Below are 16,835 nucleotides of genomic sequence, written 5' to 3'. Positions count from 1 at the left end.
CGCCGCGAAGCCCCCCCGCTCCCGGCTGGTGTCATATACATAGCGACTCCGTCGCCGATACAAGACCGCAGGCGCGCAGGGCGGCCTCGCATGTTTCAGCAGCGTGATCGGCGCCACAAATCTCGGCAAGGTCGCGGACCTGCGGCACCAGCGGCCCGCCGACGACGAGGGGAGGCGCCGTGGACACGGCCGACCGCACCTCGTGGATATAATCACGAAGCCGCCCGATTGCACGACGGGTGGCACAGGTCAGGCCGACCATGTCGAAGTCGCGGTCCTCGAGCATCCGGGCAAGCTCGGACGGTTCGGGGCCGACGGAGACATGCACGGCGTGGCCCGCGCGGCGGATCTGGTCGGCGGCGATGAACACGCCCAGGGCATGCGCCTCGAAGGGCGGCAGCACCATCAGCACGCGGCCGGTTCCGTCGGCGCCCCCGGCCCCCACGCCCGCGCGCTCGCGGATCAGCGTCTGCAACCGCCCGGTGCCGAGCGTGACCTGCACGAAGCCCGCCTCGTCGCGGACCCAGCGCTCGCCGAGCTCGCGGGCGACGGCGGGCAGGTAGATGTCGAAGACATCGTCGCTGGTGATGCCGCTCGATACCATGGACGAGATCACCCGGTGATGGCTCGTCTCCGAGTCGGAGACCACCGCATCGCACAGCCGCTCGACCCAGTCGTGCCGGTCGGCCGCGCGCGCGCCCTGCTTGCGCTCGGCCAGGATCCGCAGCGCCGACTCGGCGAGGCTGCGGATGCCGGGGCTTTCGTCGGGGCCTTCGCTGCAGGTGTCCATGGCGTCTTTCATGGTGCCCTCCATCCCCAAGGCAGGTCCAAGGCGTTGCGACTCGCCTCGCGTGGGAGAGTTTGCGGCGCCCGCAAGGAGGCTGTCAAACCTTCCTGACACCTTCGCGGCGCCCCGGAACGCTTAGCGCCTGTTTTTGGACGGAGAAATTTTTCCTTTTTTTCAAGTGGTTTCGATACGATACCATCTGCCCCGCGCCGGAATGGCCCGCCCCCTGCGCGCGTCCACGCGGGCTTACATATCTCGATCGGACGGGTGTAAATTAGGATTGACACTTTCCGCGTCTCCCCCCTAGCATCGTCTCAACACCATCCGAGCCCGTGGAGGAGAAATGGGCGATCACCACACCCAGGCCGCAGCCGCGCTCTACACCCCGGAGCAGCGCAAGCGCCGCGACGAGAGCGTCTGGACGCTCGTGCAGGGCTTGCTCGCGCCGCTGCAGTTTCTGGTGTTTCTCGTCTCGCTCGCGCTGGTTCTGCGCTTCCTCGCCACCGGCGAGGGCTACGCGGCCGCGACCTGGTCGATCGTGGTCAAGACCGGCGTCCTCTACACCATCATGATCACCGGCGCGATCTGGGAGAAGGTCGTGTTCGGCCAGTATCTCTTCGCCCCGGCCTTCTTCTGGGAAGACGTGGTTTCCTTCGGGGTGATCGCGCTGCACACTTGGTATCTCTACGCACTCTGGACCGGCGCCTACGGCGCGTCCGCCGAGATGGCGATCGCGCTGGCGGCCTACCTCGCCTACGTCGTCAACGCCGGCCAGTTCCTCTGGAAACTCCGCATGGCGCGCCTCGCCGCTGAGGCCGCCGATGCCGACGCCGCCAGGGAGGCCGCATGACCGAGAGCTTCTCCCCACCGCCCGCCGCGGGCTGCCGCAACGCGCCCGTCCTCAAGGAGCGGGGCCAGCGCGAGGTGTTCTGCGGGCTGACGGGAATCATCTGGCTCCACCGCAAGATGCAGGACGCCTTCTTCCTCGTGGTGGGCTCGCGCACCTGCGCGCACCTGCTGCAGTCGGCCGCCGGGGTGATGATCTTCGCCGAACCGCGCTTCGGCACCGCGATTCTCGAGGAGGGCGACCTTGCCGGGCTCGCCGACGCGCAGGAGGAACTCGAGCGCGAGGTCGAACGCCTGCTCGACCGGCGCCCCGACATCCGGCAGCTGTTCCTCGTGGGCTCCTGCCCCTCGGAGGTCATCAAGCTCGATCTCTCGCGCGCCGCCGAGCGACTCACCCAGCGCCACGCGCCACGCGTGCGGGTGCTGAACTACTCCGGCTCCGGCATCGAGACGACCTTCACCGAGGGCGAGGACGCCTGCCTCGCCTCCATGGTGCCCGTCCTGCCCGAGACCGACCGCCGGCAACTCATGCTCGTCGGCGCCCTGCCGGACGTGGTGGAGGACCAGGCGCTCGACCTGCTGGAAAAGCTCGGCGTCGGCCCGGTGACCGTGCTGCCCGCCGCGCGGGCGAGCGATCAGGTGGGCGTCGGCCCGAACACCGTCGTCGCGCTGACGCAGCCCTTCCTCGGCGAGACGCTCTCGGCGCTGGAGCGCCGCGGCGCGCGCCACCTGCCCGCGCCCTTCCCCTTCGGCGAGGAGGGCACGACCGCCTGGCTCCGCGCCGTGGCCACCGAGTTCGGCGTCTCCGAGGAGCGCTTCGAAGAGGTCACCGCCGCCCCCCGCGCCCGCGCCCGCAAGGCCGTCGCGAAGGCGGCGGAAACGCTCAACGGCCGCTCGCTCTTCTTCTTCCCCGACAGCCAGCTCGAGGTGCCGCTGGCGCGGTTCCTGACCCGCGAGTGCGGCATGGAGGCCGTCGAGGTCGGCGCCCCCTACATCAACAAGCAGGTGGTCGCGCCGGATCTCGACCTGCTCGCCGAGGGGCCCGTGATCTCGGAAGGGCAGGACGTGGACCTGCAGCTCGACCGCTGCCGCGCCGCGCAGCCCGATCTCACCGTCTGCGGCCTCGGCCTCGCCAACCCGCTGGAGGCCGAGGGGCTGACCACCAAGTGGGCGATCGAGCTCGTCTTCACGCCCGTCCATTTCTACGAACAGGCCGGCGACCTCGCGGGGCTCTTCTCGCGGCCGCTCCGCCGGCATGACCTCCTCAAGCTGGAGGCCGCGGAATGAAGCTCTCCGTCTGGACCTACGAAGGCCCGCCCCACGTCGGCGCGATGCGCGTCGCAACGGGGATGACCGACCTGCACTACGTGCTCCACGCGCCGCAGGGCGACACCTACGCCGACCTGCTCTTCACCATGATCGAGCGGCGCGACCACCGCCCGCCGGTGACCTACACCACCTTCCAGGCGCGGGACCTGGGCAGCGACACCGCCGATCTCTTCAAGACCGCCTGCGAGGACGCCTACGCGCGCTTCCAGCCGCAGGCGATGATCGTCGGCGCCTCCTGCACCGCGGAGCTCATCCAGGACGACCCCGGCGGCATGGCCGAGACGATGGGCATGCCGATCCCGGTGGTGCCGCTGGAGCTGCCCTCCTACCAGCGCAAGGAGAACTTCGGCTGCGACGAGACCTTCTTCCAGCTGGTGAAGGCGCTCGCCGGTCCGGTGGAGAAGACGGAAGCGATCACCGCCAACCTGATCGGGCCCACCGCGCTCGGCTTCCGCCACCGCGACGACATCACCGAGGTCGCCCGCCACCTTGAAGAAATGGGAATCGGCGTGAACGTCGTCGCGCCCATGGGCGCGACGCCCGAGGACCTGACACGCCTCGGCGCGGCGCATTTCAACGTGCTGATGTACCCCGAGACCGCCGAGAACGCGGCGCGCTGGATGGAGCGGGAGCTTGGCCTTCCCTTCACCAAGACGGTGCCGATCGGCGTCGGCGCGACGCGCGATTTCCTCAAGGAAGTGAGCGATATCACCGGCCTGCCCGTGCAGACCGACGAGAGCCGCCTGCGCCTGCCGTGGTATTCGGCGAGCGTCGATTCGACCTATCTGACCGGCAAGCGCGTCTTCCTCTTCGGCGACGGCACCCATGTCGCGGCCGCCGCGCGCATCGCGCAGGACGAGATGGGCTTCGAGGTGGTCGGCCTCGGCTGCTACAACCGCGAGCAGGCGCGCAACATCCGCCGCGTGGCCAAGGACTACGGCGTCGAGGCCACGATCACCGACGACTACCTCGAGGTCGAGGCCGCCATCGAGGCCGCCGCGCCCGAGATGATCCTCGGCACGCAGATGGAGCGCCACATCGGCAAGCGCCTCGGCATCCCCTGCGCCGTGATCTCCGCCCCGGTGCACGTGCAGGACTTTCCCGCGCGCTACGCGCCGCAGATGGGCTTCGAGGGCGCGAACGTGATCTTCGACACATGGGTGCACCCGCTCGTCATGGGGCTCGAGGAGCACCTGCTGCACATGTTCCGCGAGGACTTCGAGTTCAACGACGACGCCGGACCGTCGCACCACGCCGCCCATTCCCCGGCGCAGCGCCCGGCCGAGCCCGCCGAGGAGGGGGGCGCTGCCCCCCGTCCGGCTGCGCCGGACTCCCCCCGGGATATTTCGACCCAAGAAGAAGGACCGGCAGGTGTCGGCGGGATCGAGATCGTCTGGCGGCCGGCGGCGGAGAAGGAGCTGAAGAAGATCCCCTTCTTCGTGCGCGGCAAGGCGAAGCGGAACACCGAGGCCTTCGCGCGCGAGCGCGGGGTCGCCGAGATCGACGTGGACACCCTCTACGAAGCGAAGGCCCATTATGCGCGATGAAACCGGCCTGACAGGGCAGCGGCCCGGCTACCGCGTGACGATCATCACGCTCGACGCCCATGCGGCGAGCGCCTGCCGCCGGGTGGCCGAGCGGCTCTCGCCGGAGTTTCCGGGGCTCGACGTCTCGCTGCACGCGGCCGCGGAATGGGGCGAGACGCCGGGCGCCTTCGAGCGGGCCGTCGAGGCGGTGGAGAGCGCCGACATCGTGATCGCCAACCTGCTCTTCCTCGAGGAGCACGTGAAGCCGATCCTGCCGCATCTCGAGGCCGCGCGGGAGCGCTGCGACGCGATGGCCGGCGTGATCGCGGACGCGCAGATCGTGCGGCTGACGAAGATGGGCACGCTCGACATGTCGGCGCCCGATTCGGGGATGCGCAAGCTGATCAAGAAGCTGCGCGGCTCCTCGAAGCCTTCGGGCGATTCGGGCGAGAGCAAGATGAAGATGCTCCGCCGCCTGCCGAAGATCCTGCGCTTCGTCCCCGGCAAGGCGCAGGACCTGCGCGCCTGGTTCCTGGTGATGCAGTACTGGCTGGGCGGGTCGGACGACAACATCGAGTCGCTGCTGCGCTTCCTGATGTCGCGCTACTGCCGCCACGAGGCCTGGCGCGGCGGCGAGGCGCCGGCGCCGGTGGAATACCCGGAGGTCGGCCTCTACCACCCGGACCTGGCCGAACGGATCACCGAGGATCCGGCCGCGCTGCCCGCGCCGGAGGCGCCCAACGGCACGGTCGGCCTGCTGATGATGCGGAGCTACGTCCTGTCGGGCGACACGGCGCATTACGACGCGGTGATCCGCGGGCTGGAGGCCAAGGGCCTGCGCGTGCTGCCGGCCTTCGCCGGCGGGCTCGACGGGCGGCCGGCGATCGCGCGCTTCTTCCGCGACGAGGCGGGGACGAAGATCGACGCGCTCCTGTCGCTCACCGGATTCAGCCTCGTGGGCGGGCCGGCCTACAACGACAGCGAGGCGGCGGTCGAGGTGCTCGAGGGGCTGGACGTGCCCTATCTCGCCGCGCATCCGCTGGAGTTCCAGACGCTCGCGCAATGGGCGGAGTCGAGCCAGGGCCTCGGGCCGATCGAGACCACGATGCTGATCGCGCTGCCGGAGCTCGACGGCGCGACGAACCCCTGCGTCTTCGCCGGGCGTCACGGCACGGAGCCCTGCAAGGGCTGCCGCTACGCCTGCCAGGTCGAGCAGGAGAGCCGCGACATGGCGCCCTGCCACGAGCGGATCGACAGCCTCGCCGAGCGGGTGGAGCGCCAGATCCGTCTGCGCCGCAAGGAGAACGCCGAGAAGAAGGTCGGCGTGGTGCTCTTCGGCTTCCCGCCGAACGCGGGGGCGGTGGGCACGGCGGCCTATCTCGGCGTCTGGGAAAGCCTCTACAACACGCTGCACCGCATGGCCGAGGCGGGCTACGACCTCGAGCCGCCGGAGAGCGTGGAGAGCCTCCGCGCCGCGGTGCTGGAGGGCAACGCGGCGCAGTACGGGCAGGAGGCGAATGTCGCCGCGCACGTCAGCGCCGACGAGATCGTGAAGAATACCCCGCCGCTGAAGGCGATCGAGGCGGTCTGGGGTCCCGCGCCGGGCAAGGTGCAGTCCGACGGGCGCGGCGTCTTCGTGCTGGGCGCGCAGTTCGGCAAGGTCTTCGTCGGGATCCAGCCGGCCTTCGGCTACGAGGGCGATCCGATGCGCCTTCTGTTCGAGAAGGGCTTCGCGCCGACGCATGCCTTCGTCACCTTCTACCTCTGGCTGCGCAACACCTACGGCGCCGACGCGATCCTGCACTTCGGGATGCACGGCGCGCTGGAGTTCATGCCGGGCAAGCAGGCCGGCATGGGCGCGATGGACTGGCCCGACCGGCTGATCGGCGAGATGCCGAACATCTATCTCTACGCCTCGAACAACCCCAGCGAGGCGAGCCTCGCCAAGCGGCGCTCGGGCGCGGTGACGATCACCCATCTGACGCCGCCGCTCGCCGCCTCGGGGCTCTACAAGGGACTTTCGGAGCTCAAGGACTCGCTCACGCGCTGGCGCGGGATGGCCGAGAGCGACCCGGCGCGCGCCGAGCTCGAGGCGCTGATCGCCGAGCAGGCGGAGGCGGTGGACATGGGCGGCACGCCGCCAGAGGCGCTGTGGCTGAAGCTCCTCGAGACCGAGGACGCGCTGATCCCCGAGGGGCTCCATGTGCTCGGCCGGCCGATGACCGAGGCGCAGGTGACCGATTACCTCGGCCTGATCGAGGGCGCCGACGACGAGACGAAGGCGCGGGTCGCCGAACTCCTGTCGCAGGACCACGAGATCCCGGCGCTCCTGAAGGCGCTCGATGCGCGCTATACCGCGCCGGTGCCGGGCGGCGATCTCATCCGCTCGACGGATGTGCTGCCCACGGGGCGCAACATCCATGCCTTCGATCCCTTCCGGATGCCCACGGAGTTCGCCTGCCGCGAGGGGGCGAAGCAGGCCGAGGTCCTGCTCGCCACCCATGCGGAGATCCCGAAGAGCGTGGCGATGGTGCTCTGGGGGTCGGACAACATCAAGTCCGACGGCGGGCCGATCGCGCAGGCGATGGCGCTCATGGGCACCGTGCCGCGCTTCGACAGCTTCGGCCGCCTCGCCGGCGCCGACCTGATCCCGCTGGAGGAGCTGGGGCGCCCGCGCATCGACGTGATCATGACGCTCTCGGGCATCTTCCGCGACCTGCTGCCGCTGCAGACGCGGATGCTGGCGGAAGCCGCGTGGAAGGCGGCGACCGCCGACGAGCCGGTCGATCAGAACTACGTCCGCGCCCATGCGCTCGCCTACGCCGAGAAGATCGGCTGCGACCTGGAAACCGCCGCCCTGCGCGTCTTCTCCAACGCCGAGGGCGCCTACGGCTCGAACGTGAACCAACTCGTGGACAGCTCTGCCTTCGGCGACGAGGACGAGCTGGCCGACGCCTACCAGACGCGCAAGAGCTTCGCCTACGGCCGCGACGGCAAGGCGGCGGCGCAGCCCGAGCTTCTGGGCACGGCGCTCGGCGACGTGGAACTCGCCTACCAGAACCTCGAGTCGGTCGAGCTGGGCGTGACCACGGTGGATCACTACTTCGACACGCTGGGCGGCATCTCGCGCGCGGTGAAGCGCGCGCGTGGCGGGCAGGAAGCCAAGGTCTACATCTCCGACACGACCCGCGGCACCGGCAAGGTGCGCACGCTGGCCGAGCAGGTCTCGCTCGAGACGCGGTCGCGCTCGCTCAACCCGAAGTTCTACGAGGCACTTCTGACCCACGGCTCGGAAGGCGTGCGCCAGATCGAGGCGCAGGTGACCAACACGCTCGGCTGGTCGGCGACGACCGGGGCGGTGGAGCCCTGGGTCTACCAGCGGATCTCGGAGACCTTCGTGCTCGACGACGAGATGCGCGCGCGTCTCGCGGAGCTCAACCCGCAGGCCTCGAGCCGGATGGCGAACCGCCTTCTGGAAGCCTCGGACCGCGCCTACTGGCAGCCCGACGCGGCGACGCTCGCGGCGCTGCAGGACGCGGCCGACGCGCTCGAGGACCGGATGGAAGGGATCGCGGCGGAATGACCGGGGCGGGGGCATACGGAACCGTGGCCCGGGGGGCGCTGCCCCCCGTCGGCTCCGCCGACTCCCCCCGGGATATTTCGACCAAGAAGAAGGACCCGAGCGGCGCGGGACGGGAACGCGCCGCCGCAGACGTGAAAGGGAGACACCCATGAGTCCGCTCGACAGCAAGCTGCCGCCGGCCGCGAGGGCCAATGCCCGCGAACAGGAGGGCCTGAAGAAACGCGGCCTCGGCGCGCCGCCGCAGATCGGGAAGGGCGAGGACGGCGAGGGCTCGCTCCAGGTGCATCAGGACCCGTCGATGAAGATCGAGGGCGCGAAGGTCTTTTCGGTCTACGGCAAGGGGGGCATCGGGAAATCGACGACCTCGTCGAACCTGTCGGTGGCCTTCGCGAGCCTCGGCAAGCGGGTGCTGCAGATCGGCTGCGACCCGAAGCACGATTCGACCTTCACGCTGACCGGCCACCTGCAGCCCACGGTGATCGACATCCTCAAGGAGGTCGACTTCCACGCCGAGGAGCTGCGCCCCGAGGACTTCATGACCGAGGGCTTCAACGGCGTGCAATGCGTGGAGGCCGGCGGGCCGCCCGCGGGAACGGGCTGCGGGGGCTACGTCGTGGGGCAGACGGTGAAGCTCCTGAAGCAGCACCACATGCTGGAAGACACCGACGTGGTGATCTTCGACGTGCTCGGCGACGTGGTCTGCGGCGGTTTCGCCGCGCCGCTCCAGCACGCGGACCGGGCGATGATCGTGACCGCGAACGACTTCGACTCGATCTACGCGATGAACCGGATCATCGCCGCGGTGCGGGCGAAGGCCAACAACTACAAGGTCCGCCTTGCGGGCTGCGTGGCCAACCGCTCCAGGGACACGAACGAGGTGGACCGCTACTGCGCGGAAGTGGGCTTCCAGCGGCTGGCGCACATGCCCGACTTCGACGCGATCCGGCGCTCGCGGCTCAAGAAGAAGACGCTCTTCGAGATGCCCGACGAGGAGGACATCGTCATGGCGCGCAAGGAATACGTGCGCCTTGCCGAGACGCTCTGGAACGGCACCGAGGGCCTTGCGCCCGAGCCGATGGAGGATCGCGACATCTTCGAGCTGCTGGGCTTCGACTGATGAGCTACGAGAGCACCCTGTCCCGCGTCGAGACCTATTTCGACAAGACCGCGACCCGCACCTGGGAGCGGCTGACCTCGGACGCGCCCGTCTCGAAGATCCGCGAGACGGTGCGCCAGGGGCGCGAGACGATGCGCATGCAGATCCTCGGCCGGCTGGGCGAGGATCTGCGGGGCGTGCGGGTGCTCGACGCGGGCTGCGGGGCGGGGCCGATGACGGCCGAGCTCGCCCTGCGCGGCGCGGAGGTGGTGGCGGTGGACATCTCGCCGTCGCTCGTGAAGATCGCCGAGGCGCGGCTGCCGGAGGGCTGCCGGGGGCGGGTGACCTTCGCCGCCGGCGACATGCTCGATCCCGCCCACGGGCGTTTCGACCACGTCGTGGCGATGGACAGCCTGATCTACTACCGCCTGCCGGATCTCGCGCGCGCGCTCGACGTGCTGGCGCGGCGCACCGAGGGGCGGGTCGTCTTCACGGTCGCGCCGCGCACGCCGCTCCTGATGGCGATGTGGCAGGCGGGCAAGCTCTTCCCGCGCTCCGACCGCTCGCCCACCATGGTGCCGCATGCGCCCGAGCGCCTCGCCCGGGCGCTGCGCGAGGCGGCCACGCCTGCGCGGCTCCGCGTGCTCGAGCGCGTCGCGCGGGGCTTCTACATTTCCCAGGCGCTGGAGGTGTCGCGATGAGTCTCTGGCGCCTCCGTCCCCTCGCGCGGTTCACCACGCAGATCCTGCCCTTCGCGGACGCGGCGAGCGAGGGCCTGCCGCTGAGCCAGCTTCTGCGGCTCTCGCTGTTCCAGGTCTCGGTCGGCATGGCGATGGTCATGCTGCTGGGCACGCTGAACCGCGTGATGATCGTGGAGCTTTCGGTGCCCGCGCTGGTCGTGGCCAGCATGATCGCGCTGCCGGTGCTGATCGCGCCCTTCCGCGCCCTGCTGGGCTTCCGCTCGGACACCCACAGGAGCGCGCTCGGCTGGAAGCGGGTGCCCTACCTCTGGTTCGGCTCGCTCTGGCAGATGGGCGGGCTCGCGGTGATGCCCTTCGCCATCCTCGTGCTCGGCGGGCAGCAGACCGTCGGCCCGGCCTGGGCCGGCGAGGTGCTGGCGGCGGTGTCCTTCCTGATGGCAGGGCTCGGCATGCACATGACGCAGACCGCGGGCCTTGCGCTCGCGGCGGACCGCGCGACCGAGGAGACGCGGCCACGCGTCGTGGCGCTGCTTTACGTCATGTACCTGATCGGCATGGGCGGTTCGGCCATCGTGGTCGGCTGGCTTCTGCGGGATTTCGCGCCCTTCACGCTGGTGCGCGTGGTGCAGGGCGTGGCGCTGGCCGGCATCCTGCTGAACCTCGTGGCGCTCTGGAAGCAGGAAAAGGTCAGCCCGATGACCCGCGAGGAGCGCGAGGCGCCGCGCCCGCGTTTCCGCGACGCCTGGGCCGACCTGGCCGCCGGGGGCACGGCGGGGCGGCTGCTCGCGGTGGTCTTCCTGGGGACCATGGCCTTCAACATGCAGGACGTGCTGCTGGAACCCTACGGCGGCGAGATCCTCGGCCTTTCGGTCTCGGCCACGACGCTGCTGACGGCGATCTGGGCAGGCGGCGCGCTCCTGTCCTTCGCGCTCGCCGCCCGGATGCTGGCGCGGGGTTCGAACGCCTACCGCATGGCCGCCATGGGCGTGCTGATCGGGGTCGCCGCCTTCTCGACGGTGATCTTCGCCGCGCCGATGGAGTCGGGCGCGATCTTCTTCGCCGGCGCGGCGCTCATCGGCTTCGGGGGCGGCATGTTCGCTGTGGCCACCCTGACGGCGGCGATGACCATGCCGGCCGAGGGCGCGGCGGGCCGCGGCCTCGCGCTCGGCGCCTGGGGCGCGGCGCAGGCGACGGCGGCGGGCCTCTCCATCGCGCTCGGCGGCGGGCTGCGCGATCTCGTCAACCACGCCGCGCTCTCGGGGCGGCTGGGCGAGGCGCTGAACGACCCGGCGACCGGATACTCCTTCGTCTACCACCTCGAGATCGGGCTTCTCTTCGTCACGCTCGTGGCGATCGGCCCGCTCGTGAAACACGCCGGCCCCGCGCGGTCCGAACCGGAGCAGCGCCGCTTCGGTCTCGCGGAGATGCCGACATGACCGCTGCATGCCTCTCGAAAGGAAAGCACCATGACTGAGACATTCTTCGGAGAGTTCGACCTGGCGAGCCTGTCGCTCTGGCTCTTCTACCTCTTCTTCTTCGGGCTCATCGTCTACCTTCAGCGCGAGAACATGCGCGAGGGCTACCCGCTCGAGGACGAGCAGGGCAATGCGGCGCCGACGCCGAGCGTCTTCCCGCTGCCGGAGGACAAGACCTTCAAGCTGGCGCACGGGCGCGGCGAGGTCTCCTATCCCTCCCAGCAGGTTCAGGAGCGCGAGGACCTCGCGATGGAGCAGACGCAGCCGATCCGCGGCTATCCCTTCGTGCCGACCGGCGATCCGCTCGTCGACGGCATCGGCCCCGCGGCCTGGGTGCAGCGGCGCGACGTGCCGGAGCTCGACGGCCACGGCCACCCGAAGATCGTGCCGATGGCGGCCACCGAGAACTTCCACGTCGCGGCGGGCCGCGATCCGCGGGGGCTGCCGGTGATGTCGGGCGACAAGGTGGTGGTCGGAACGGTCACCGACATGTGGATCGACGAACCCGAGCAGCTCGTGCGCTTCCTCGAGTATCAGCTCGACCCCGAGTGGGGCCAGGGCAAGCGGCTGGTGCCGATGACGCTCGCCGTGATCAAGCGCGACCACGTCAAGATCCGCACGATCTACGCCAAGCACTTCGCCAACGTGCCGAGCCACGCCTCGCCGCGGCAGGTGACCCTGCTCGAGGAGGACAAGATCGCCGCCTACTACGCCGGCGGCGTGATCTACGCCGACGAGGAGCGGCTCGAGCCGCAACTCTGACCGGAAAGGACCCGACGCCATGTCGCACGACGATTTCGCATTCGAACCCGTGAAGGGCCTGCCCGAGACGCCGCCGGAGGGCGAGCGCATCCTCTGGCAGGGCCGCCCCGACGCCTGGGCACTCGCCTTCGAGTCGATGAACCTGAAGTGGGTGATGGGCTATTTCGTCCTGCTCGCGGCATGGCGTCTGGTCGCCGCCATCGGCCTGATGCCCGTCACGCAGGCGGTGGCGATCTCGACGCCCTTCATCGTCATGGGGCTGATCGTCTGCGCCCTGCTCGCCCTCGTCGCGTGGGTGCAGGCGCGGGCGACGGTCTACACGATCACCAATCGCCGCGTCGCCATGCGTGTCGGCGCGGCGCTCACCGTGACGCTCAACCTGCCCTACACGCAGATCGCGAACGCCAATCTTGACCTGCGCCGCCGCGGCACCGGCACCATCGCGCTGGAGCTCATGGGCGAAACCCGCTTCAGCTACCTCGTGCTCTGGCCGCATGTCCGGCCGTGGCACCTGAGGCACCCGGAACCGGCGCTGCGCTGCATCCCGGACGCCGAGCGCGTCGCGGGCCTGCTGGCCGAGGCCGCCGAGACCCGCGTGGCCGAGCCGCAGGTGGCCCGTGCCGACGCGCCGGTTGCCCCGGTGGCCGCCGAGTGAAATTGTAATCCGAGGGAGGAGCCTGAAGATGTCGCACACCGCCCGCCCGCCGCGCACCTACACGCCGGAACACAGGATCGTTCCCACCGTGCTCGTGCGCGCGATGTTCGGGCTCGTCATGACCGTCCTCGTGATCGTCTCGATCGCGGTCTGGACGGACCGTCCCGTCACCTCGACCCCGCCGGAGAGCGCGATCACGCATACGCGCCTGCTCTACCTCGACGGCGACATGTCCGGCGCCGCCAGCGTGCGGGCGGAGGACGGGACGCTCATCGCCGACCTGTCGCCCGAAGAAGGCGGCTTCGTGTCCGGCGTGTACCGTGTGCTCGACCGAGAGCGCACCAAGCACGGCGTGGCCCTCGACGGCCCCGTCGAACTGCGGCGCCACGAGAACGGGCGCTTTTCCGTCCACGATCCCTCCACCGGGTGGGGAGCAGACCTGATGGGGTTCGGTCGGGACAACGCGGAAGCCTTCGCCAAGCTTCTGCGCGAGTGACGAAAGGGAACCGAGACATGGGACTTCTGACGCGAGAAATCGAACACGCGCCCTGCACCGTGGAGGTGAGCCACAGGTTCGAAAGCCTGCACGCGCATGTGCGCTTCAACAACGGGGCGGTCGTCCACCCCGGCGACGAGGTGAAGGTGAAGGGCCCCGAGATCATGGCCGCCTTCGGCGAGGTCGTGACCGAGGACCGCGACGCGATCATCGTGCGCGCCTCCGGCCTCGAACGGTTCTGGACGCGCCTGACAGGCGACGTCGAGGTGATGGAGCTCTGCGAATTCTCGTTCTCCGAGGAGGTGGACCTATGAACGCGCCCACACACCCGATGCCCAAGCACTCCGCCGACGCGACGACCGCCGAGGAAGGCATCGCGATCCAGGAGGAGCAGGCAAAGTTCGACAGCAAGTCGGCCACCGACACGGCGATGCAGAACACGCTGCTGACCCCGCGCTTCTACACGACCGACTTCGACGAGCTCGACGCGATCGACGTCACGCCCGTCCGCGAGGACTGGGACGCGCTGATCGACGAGATGGAGGCGGACCCGAACAAGGGCCACTTCAAGAAGGACGAGACCTGGGATCACGTCGACTGGGACAACATGGATCCCAAGCTGAAGAAGGAGTTCATCGACTTCCTCATCAGCTCCTGCACCGCGGAGTTCTCGGGCTGCGTCCTCTACAAGGAGATGAAGCGGCGCGGCCACAACGAGGACATCACGCAGCTCTTCCAGCTCATGGCGCGGGACGAGGCGCGGCACGCCGGCTTCATCAACGACGCGCTGCGCGAGGCGGGCGTCGCGGTGAACCTCGGGTTCCTGACGCAGAAGAAGAAGTACACCTTCTTCCGGCCGAAGTTCATCTACTACGCCACCTACCTCAGCGAGAAGATCGGCTACGCCCGCTACATCACGATCTTCCGCCACTTCGAGAAGCACCCCGAGAAGCGGTTTCATCCGATCTTCAAGTGGTTCGAGGAGTGGTGCGGCGACGAGTTCCGTCACGGCGAGGCCTTCGCGCTGCTGATGAAGACCGATCCGAAGCTGACGCGCGGCGTCAATGTCCTCTGGATCAAGTTCTTCCTGACGGCCGTCTTCGCGACGATGTACGTCCGCGACCACCAGCGTCCGGCGTTCCACGCCGCGATCGGCGTGGACCCGGACTGGTACGCGCATGAGGTCTTCACCAAGACGAGCGCGCTGTCGGAGCAGATCTTCCCGATCACGCTCGACATCGAGAACCCGCGCTGGCAGCGCAACCTCGAGCGGCTGCACAAGGCCAACGTGGCGATCGCAGAGGGCAAGAAGCAGGGCGGCGTCGGCGGCAAGCTCAAGCAGTGGACGAACAGCGCCCGCGCCGCGATGACCTTCGCGGCGCTCTACACGATCCCGGCGAAGACGCATCAGGTGCCCGAGAGCCCCCGTCTGGAGCCCGTCTACTGATGTTCGCCTCGGGCTGGATCGCAGCGCTCGTCGCGCTCTTTGCCTGGTGGTTCTCCACCGGGGCGATCCTCGCCCTCGTGCGCTTCGCGGACCGGCGGGGGCCGCGGGCGAACACCGCGGCCACGCTCTGGACCCTGCCGCTTCTGGCGGCGGGGCTTTTCGGCTATCACGCGACCCTCGGCGGCAGCGGCCCGGCGGCGGTCTACGGCGCCTTCCTCTCGGCGCTGGCGATCTGGGGCTGGGTCGAGCTCGCCTTCCTGACCGGGCAGATCACCGGGCCGGCGGCCCGGCCCTGCCCGGCAAGCGTGGGCGAAGGGGAACGCTTCCTGCGCGCCTGGGGGACCATCGCCTATCACGAGATGCTGCTCGTCGGGCTGCTGATCGCCATGGCGCTGATCGGCTGGGGCGCGGAGAACCTCTTCGGACTCTGGACCTTCGGGGTGCTCTTCGCCGCGCGCATCTCGGCCAAGCTGAACCTCTTTTACGGGGTGCCCAAGATCAACCTGGAGTTCATCCCCGACGCGCTCGCGCATCTGCCGAGCCATTTCCGCACCGGGCGGATCAACCGGCTCTTCCCGCTCTCGGTCTCGCTTCTGACCGCCGCCACCGCATGCTGGGTGGAGCGTCTGATCGCGGCCGACACGACCGCGGCCACCGTGGGCTTCGCCCTGCTGGCCGCGCTGACCGCCCTCGCCCTGCTGGAGCACTGGCTCATGGTGATCCCGTGGCAGGACGCGAAACTCTGGCGCTGGATGCTCCCCGAGCGTCGCCGTGCGCCCAAGACAACGACTTACGGACCGGAGGACGCTCATGGACTTTGAAGCGCTGTTCGAGACCCAGCTCGACGCCCTGAAGGAAGAGGGCAACTATCGCCGCTTCGCCAATCTGGAGCGGCAGTGCGGGAGATTCCCCCGCGCGCGCAACCACGACGACGACGCACCGGCCGAGGTCACGGTCTGGTGCTCGAACGACTACCTCGGCATGGGCCAGCACCCGGTCGTCACCGAGCGGATGAAAGAGGTGATCGAGAGCTGCGGCGCCGGCGCCGGCGGCACGCGCAACATCTCGGGCACCAACGCGCACCACGTCGCGCTGGAGCACGAGCTCGCCGACCTGCACGGCAAGGAGGCGGCGCTCCTCTTCACCTCGGGCTACGTCTCGAACTGGGCGGCGCTGTCCACGCTCGGCAGCCGCCTGCCCGACGCGGTGATCCTCTCGGACGAGCTCAACCACGCCAGCATGATCGAGGGCATCCGCCACTCCCGCGCGAAAAAGGTCATCTGGAAACACAACGACCCCGAGGACCTCGACGCCAAGCTCTCCGCGCTGCCGGCCAACGCGCCGAAGATCGTCGCCTTCGAATCCGTCTACTCGATGGACGGCGACATCTGCCCGATGGAGGAGATCGTCGAGGTCGCCGAGAAGCACGGCGCGATGACCTACCTCGACGAGGTGCACGCCGTGGGCCTCTACGGGCCCCGCGGCGGCGGCGTCTCGGAACGCGACGGGCTGGCCGACCGCATCACGCTGATCGAAGGCACGCTCGGCAAGGCCTATGGTGTCGTGGGCGGCTACATCACGGGCTCCGCGGCGCTCTGCGACTTCGTGCGGAGCTTCGCCAGCGGGTTCATCTTCACCACCGCGCTGCCCCCGGCGGTGGCCGCGGCGGCGCAGGCCTCGATCGCCTATCTCAAGGAGTCCGACGCCGAGCGGCAGGCGCAGCGGCGCAACGTGGCGCGGCTGCGTGCCGGGCTCGACCGGGCGGGCATCCCGCACCTGCCGAACCCGAGCCACATCATCCCGGTGATGATCAAGGACCCGGTGAAATGCCGGATGCTCGCCGACATCCTGATGCGCGACTACGGGATCTACGTGCAGCCGATCAACTACCCCACGGTGCCCAAGGGCACCGAGCGGCTGCGCTTCACGCCCTCGCCCTGGCACACGGACGCGGACATCGACCATCTGATCAACGCGCTCACCGTGCTCTGGAAGCAGTGCGCCCTCGCCCACGAGGTCGCCTGAGCCCCGCGCGCATCGGTCCCTCCGGTCCCTCTTCGCACCGCCGCGTCCCCCGGACGCGGCGGTCATCGTTCGGGCGCGCCCCTCCGGACGCGGCGGTCGTCGTTCGG

The 16,835-nt window shown here is 69.5% G+C and carries 15 protein-coding genes; 14 read left to right on the top strand and 1 reads right to left on the bottom strand.

Annotated features, from left to right (window positions below):
- Positions 1 to 31 precede the first annotated feature (31 nt).
- Positions 32 to 802 carry a cobalamin B12-binding domain-containing protein gene (locus ACESL7_RS00075; RefSeq protein WP_372890171.1) on the bottom strand — a complete coding sequence of 257 codons (771 nt, stop codon included), beginning with the start codon at positions 800 to 802 and terminating at the stop codon, positions 32 to 34.
- A 328-nt stretch (positions 803 to 1,130) separates the two neighbouring features.
- Between ACESL7_RS00075 and bchF the strand changes: the two genes are divergently transcribed.
- The 14 genes from bchF to hemA all read left to right on the top strand — a co-directional run bounded on the left by bchF (position 1,131) and on the right by hemA (position 16,728).
- Positions 1,131 to 1,637, top strand: a complete 507-nt coding sequence (bchF, locus tag ACESL7_RS00070; protein WP_372890169.1) for a 2-vinyl bacteriochlorophyllide hydratase — start codon at positions 1,131 to 1,133, stop codon at positions 1,635 to 1,637.
- Positions 1,634 to 2,920, top strand: coding sequence for a ferredoxin:protochlorophyllide reductase (ATP-dependent) subunit N (locus ACESL7_RS00065; protein WP_372890167.1), 1,287 nt, complete (start codon positions 1,634 to 1,636; stop codon positions 2,918 to 2,920). The genes bchF and ACESL7_RS00065 overlap by 4 nt, the downstream gene beginning before the upstream one ends.
- Positions 2,917 to 4,509 (top strand): ferredoxin:protochlorophyllide reductase (ATP-dependent) subunit B, encoded by a 1,593-nt coding sequence (gene bchB, locus ACESL7_RS00060; protein ID WP_372890165.1) that lies wholly within the window; start codon positions 2,917 to 2,919, stop codon positions 4,507 to 4,509. Before ACESL7_RS00065 ends, bchB begins: the two co-directional genes overlap by 4 nt.
- Positions 4,499 to 8,071 (top strand): magnesium chelatase subunit H, encoded by a 3,573-nt coding sequence (locus tag ACESL7_RS00055; RefSeq protein ID WP_372890162.1) that lies wholly within the window; start codon positions 4,499 to 4,501, stop codon positions 8,069 to 8,071. Before bchB ends, ACESL7_RS00055 begins: the two co-directional genes overlap by 11 nt.
- A gap of 298 nt (positions 8,072 to 8,369) precedes the next feature.
- Positions 8,370 to 9,188: a ferredoxin:protochlorophyllide reductase (ATP-dependent) iron-sulfur ATP-binding protein gene (gene bchL, locus ACESL7_RS00050; RefSeq protein WP_372890216.1), complete on the top strand. Its 819-nt coding sequence runs from the start codon at positions 8,370 to 8,372 to the stop codon at positions 9,186 to 9,188.
- Positions 9,188 to 9,868, top strand: coding sequence for a magnesium protoporphyrin IX methyltransferase (gene bchM, locus ACESL7_RS00045; protein ID WP_372890160.1), 681 nt, complete (start codon positions 9,188 to 9,190; stop codon positions 9,866 to 9,868). Before bchL ends, bchM begins: the two co-directional genes overlap by 1 nt.
- A complete protein-coding gene (locus ACESL7_RS00040) occupies positions 9,865 to 11,304 on the top strand; it encodes a PucC family protein (RefSeq protein WP_372890158.1) in 1,440 nt (479 codons plus the stop codon). Before bchM ends, ACESL7_RS00040 begins: the two co-directional genes overlap by 4 nt.
- A 30-nt stretch (positions 11,305 to 11,334) precedes the next feature.
- Positions 11,335 to 12,105 (top strand): photosynthetic reaction center subunit H, encoded by a 771-nt coding sequence (gene puhA, locus ACESL7_RS00035; RefSeq protein WP_372890156.1) that lies wholly within the window; start codon positions 11,335 to 11,337, stop codon positions 12,103 to 12,105.
- 19 nt (positions 12,106 to 12,124) lie between these two features.
- Complete coding sequence (puhB, locus tag ACESL7_RS00030; protein WP_372890154.1) at positions 12,125 to 12,760, top strand: photosynthetic complex putative assembly protein PuhB; 636 nt, start codon at positions 12,125 to 12,127, stop codon at positions 12,758 to 12,760.
- 28 nt (positions 12,761 to 12,788) lie between these two features.
- Entirely contained in the window at positions 12,789 to 13,256 is a 468-nt protein-coding gene (gene puhC / locus ACESL7_RS00025) for a photosynthetic complex assembly protein PuhC (RefSeq protein ID WP_372890151.1), read from the top strand.
- Between the two features lie 17 nt (positions 13,257 to 13,273).
- Positions 13,274 to 13,570, top strand: coding sequence for a hypothetical protein (locus ACESL7_RS00020; protein ID WP_372890149.1), 297 nt, complete (start codon positions 13,274 to 13,276; stop codon positions 13,568 to 13,570).
- The gene (acsF, locus tag ACESL7_RS00015) at positions 13,567 to 14,703 is read left to right on the top strand and encodes a magnesium-protoporphyrin IX monomethyl ester (oxidative) cyclase (protein ID WP_372890147.1); all 1,137 of its coding nucleotides are present in this window, start codon (positions 13,567 to 13,569) and stop codon (positions 14,701 to 14,703) included. Before ACESL7_RS00020 ends, acsF begins: the two co-directional genes overlap by 4 nt.
- Positions 14,703 to 15,524 carry a putative photosynthetic complex assembly protein PuhE gene (puhE, locus tag ACESL7_RS00010; RefSeq protein WP_372890145.1) on the top strand — a complete coding sequence of 274 codons (822 nt, stop codon included), beginning with the start codon at positions 14,703 to 14,705 and terminating at the stop codon, positions 15,522 to 15,524. Before acsF ends, puhE begins: the two co-directional genes overlap by 1 nt.
- Positions 15,514 to 16,728 carry a 5-aminolevulinate synthase gene (gene hemA, locus ACESL7_RS00005; RefSeq protein ID WP_372890143.1) on the top strand — a complete coding sequence of 405 codons (1,215 nt, stop codon included), beginning with the start codon at positions 15,514 to 15,516 and terminating at the stop codon, positions 16,726 to 16,728. The genes puhE and hemA overlap by 11 nt, the downstream gene beginning before the upstream one ends.
- The last annotated feature ends 107 nt before the right edge of the window (positions 16,729 to 16,835 follow it).

Origin of the sequence: Rhodosalinus sp. (assembly GCF_041685465.1) — a bacterium.
In the GTDB taxonomy this organism is placed as follows: domain Bacteria; phylum Pseudomonadota; class Alphaproteobacteria; order Rhodobacterales; family Rhodobacteraceae; genus Rhodosalinus.
The sequence above is the reverse complement of the archived record's forward strand: the minus strand, read 5'-3'. Positions and strand labels throughout refer to the sequence as shown.

Excerpts from the sequence above, each read along its gene's own strand:
- acsF (WP_372890147.1), top strand. The coding sequence starts at position 13,567 with ATGAACGCGCCCACACACCCGATGCCCAAGCACTCCGCCGACGCGACG.
- hemA (WP_372890143.1), top strand. The coding sequence starts at position 15,514 with ATGGACTTTGAAGCGCTGTTCGAGACCCAGCTCGACGCCCTGAAGGAA.
- puhB (WP_372890154.1), top strand. The coding sequence starts at position 12,125 with ATGTCGCACGACGATTTCGCATTCGAACCCGTGAAGGGCCTGCCCGAG.
- puhA (WP_372890156.1), top strand. The coding sequence starts at position 11,335 with ATGACTGAGACATTCTTCGGAGAGTTCGACCTGGCGAGCCTGTCGCTC.
- bchL (WP_372890216.1), top strand. The coding sequence starts at position 8,370 with ATGAAGATCGAGGGCGCGAAGGTCTTTTCGGTCTACGGCAAGGGGGGC.
- bchB (WP_372890165.1), top strand. The coding sequence starts at position 2,917 with ATGAAGCTCTCCGTCTGGACCTACGAAGGCCCGCCCCACGTCGGCGCG.
- bchM (WP_372890160.1), top strand. The coding sequence starts at position 9,188 with ATGAGCTACGAGAGCACCCTGTCCCGCGTCGAGACCTATTTCGACAAG.
- bchF (WP_372890169.1), top strand. The coding sequence starts at position 1,131 with ATGGGCGATCACCACACCCAGGCCGCAGCCGCGCTCTACACCCCGGAG.
- ACESL7_RS00020 (WP_372890149.1), top strand. The coding sequence starts at position 13,274 with ATGGGACTTCTGACGCGAGAAATCGAACACGCGCCCTGCACCGTGGAG.
- ACESL7_RS00040 (WP_372890158.1), top strand. The coding sequence starts at position 9,865 with ATGAGTCTCTGGCGCCTCCGTCCCCTCGCGCGGTTCACCACGCAGATC.
- puhE (WP_372890145.1), top strand. The coding sequence starts at position 14,703 with ATGTTCGCCTCGGGCTGGATCGCAGCGCTCGTCGCGCTCTTTGCCTGG.
- puhC (WP_372890151.1), top strand. The coding sequence starts at position 12,789 with ATGTCGCACACCGCCCGCCCGCCGCGCACCTACACGCCGGAACACAGG.
- ACESL7_RS00065 (WP_372890167.1), top strand. The coding sequence starts at position 1,634 with ATGACCGAGAGCTTCTCCCCACCGCCCGCCGCGGGCTGCCGCAACGCG.
- ACESL7_RS00055 (WP_372890162.1), top strand. The coding sequence starts at position 4,499 with ATGCGCGATGAAACCGGCCTGACAGGGCAGCGGCCCGGCTACCGCGTG.
- ACESL7_RS00075 (WP_372890171.1), bottom strand. The coding sequence starts at position 802 with ATGAAAGACGCCATGGACACCTGCAGCGAAGGCCCCGACGAAAGCCCC.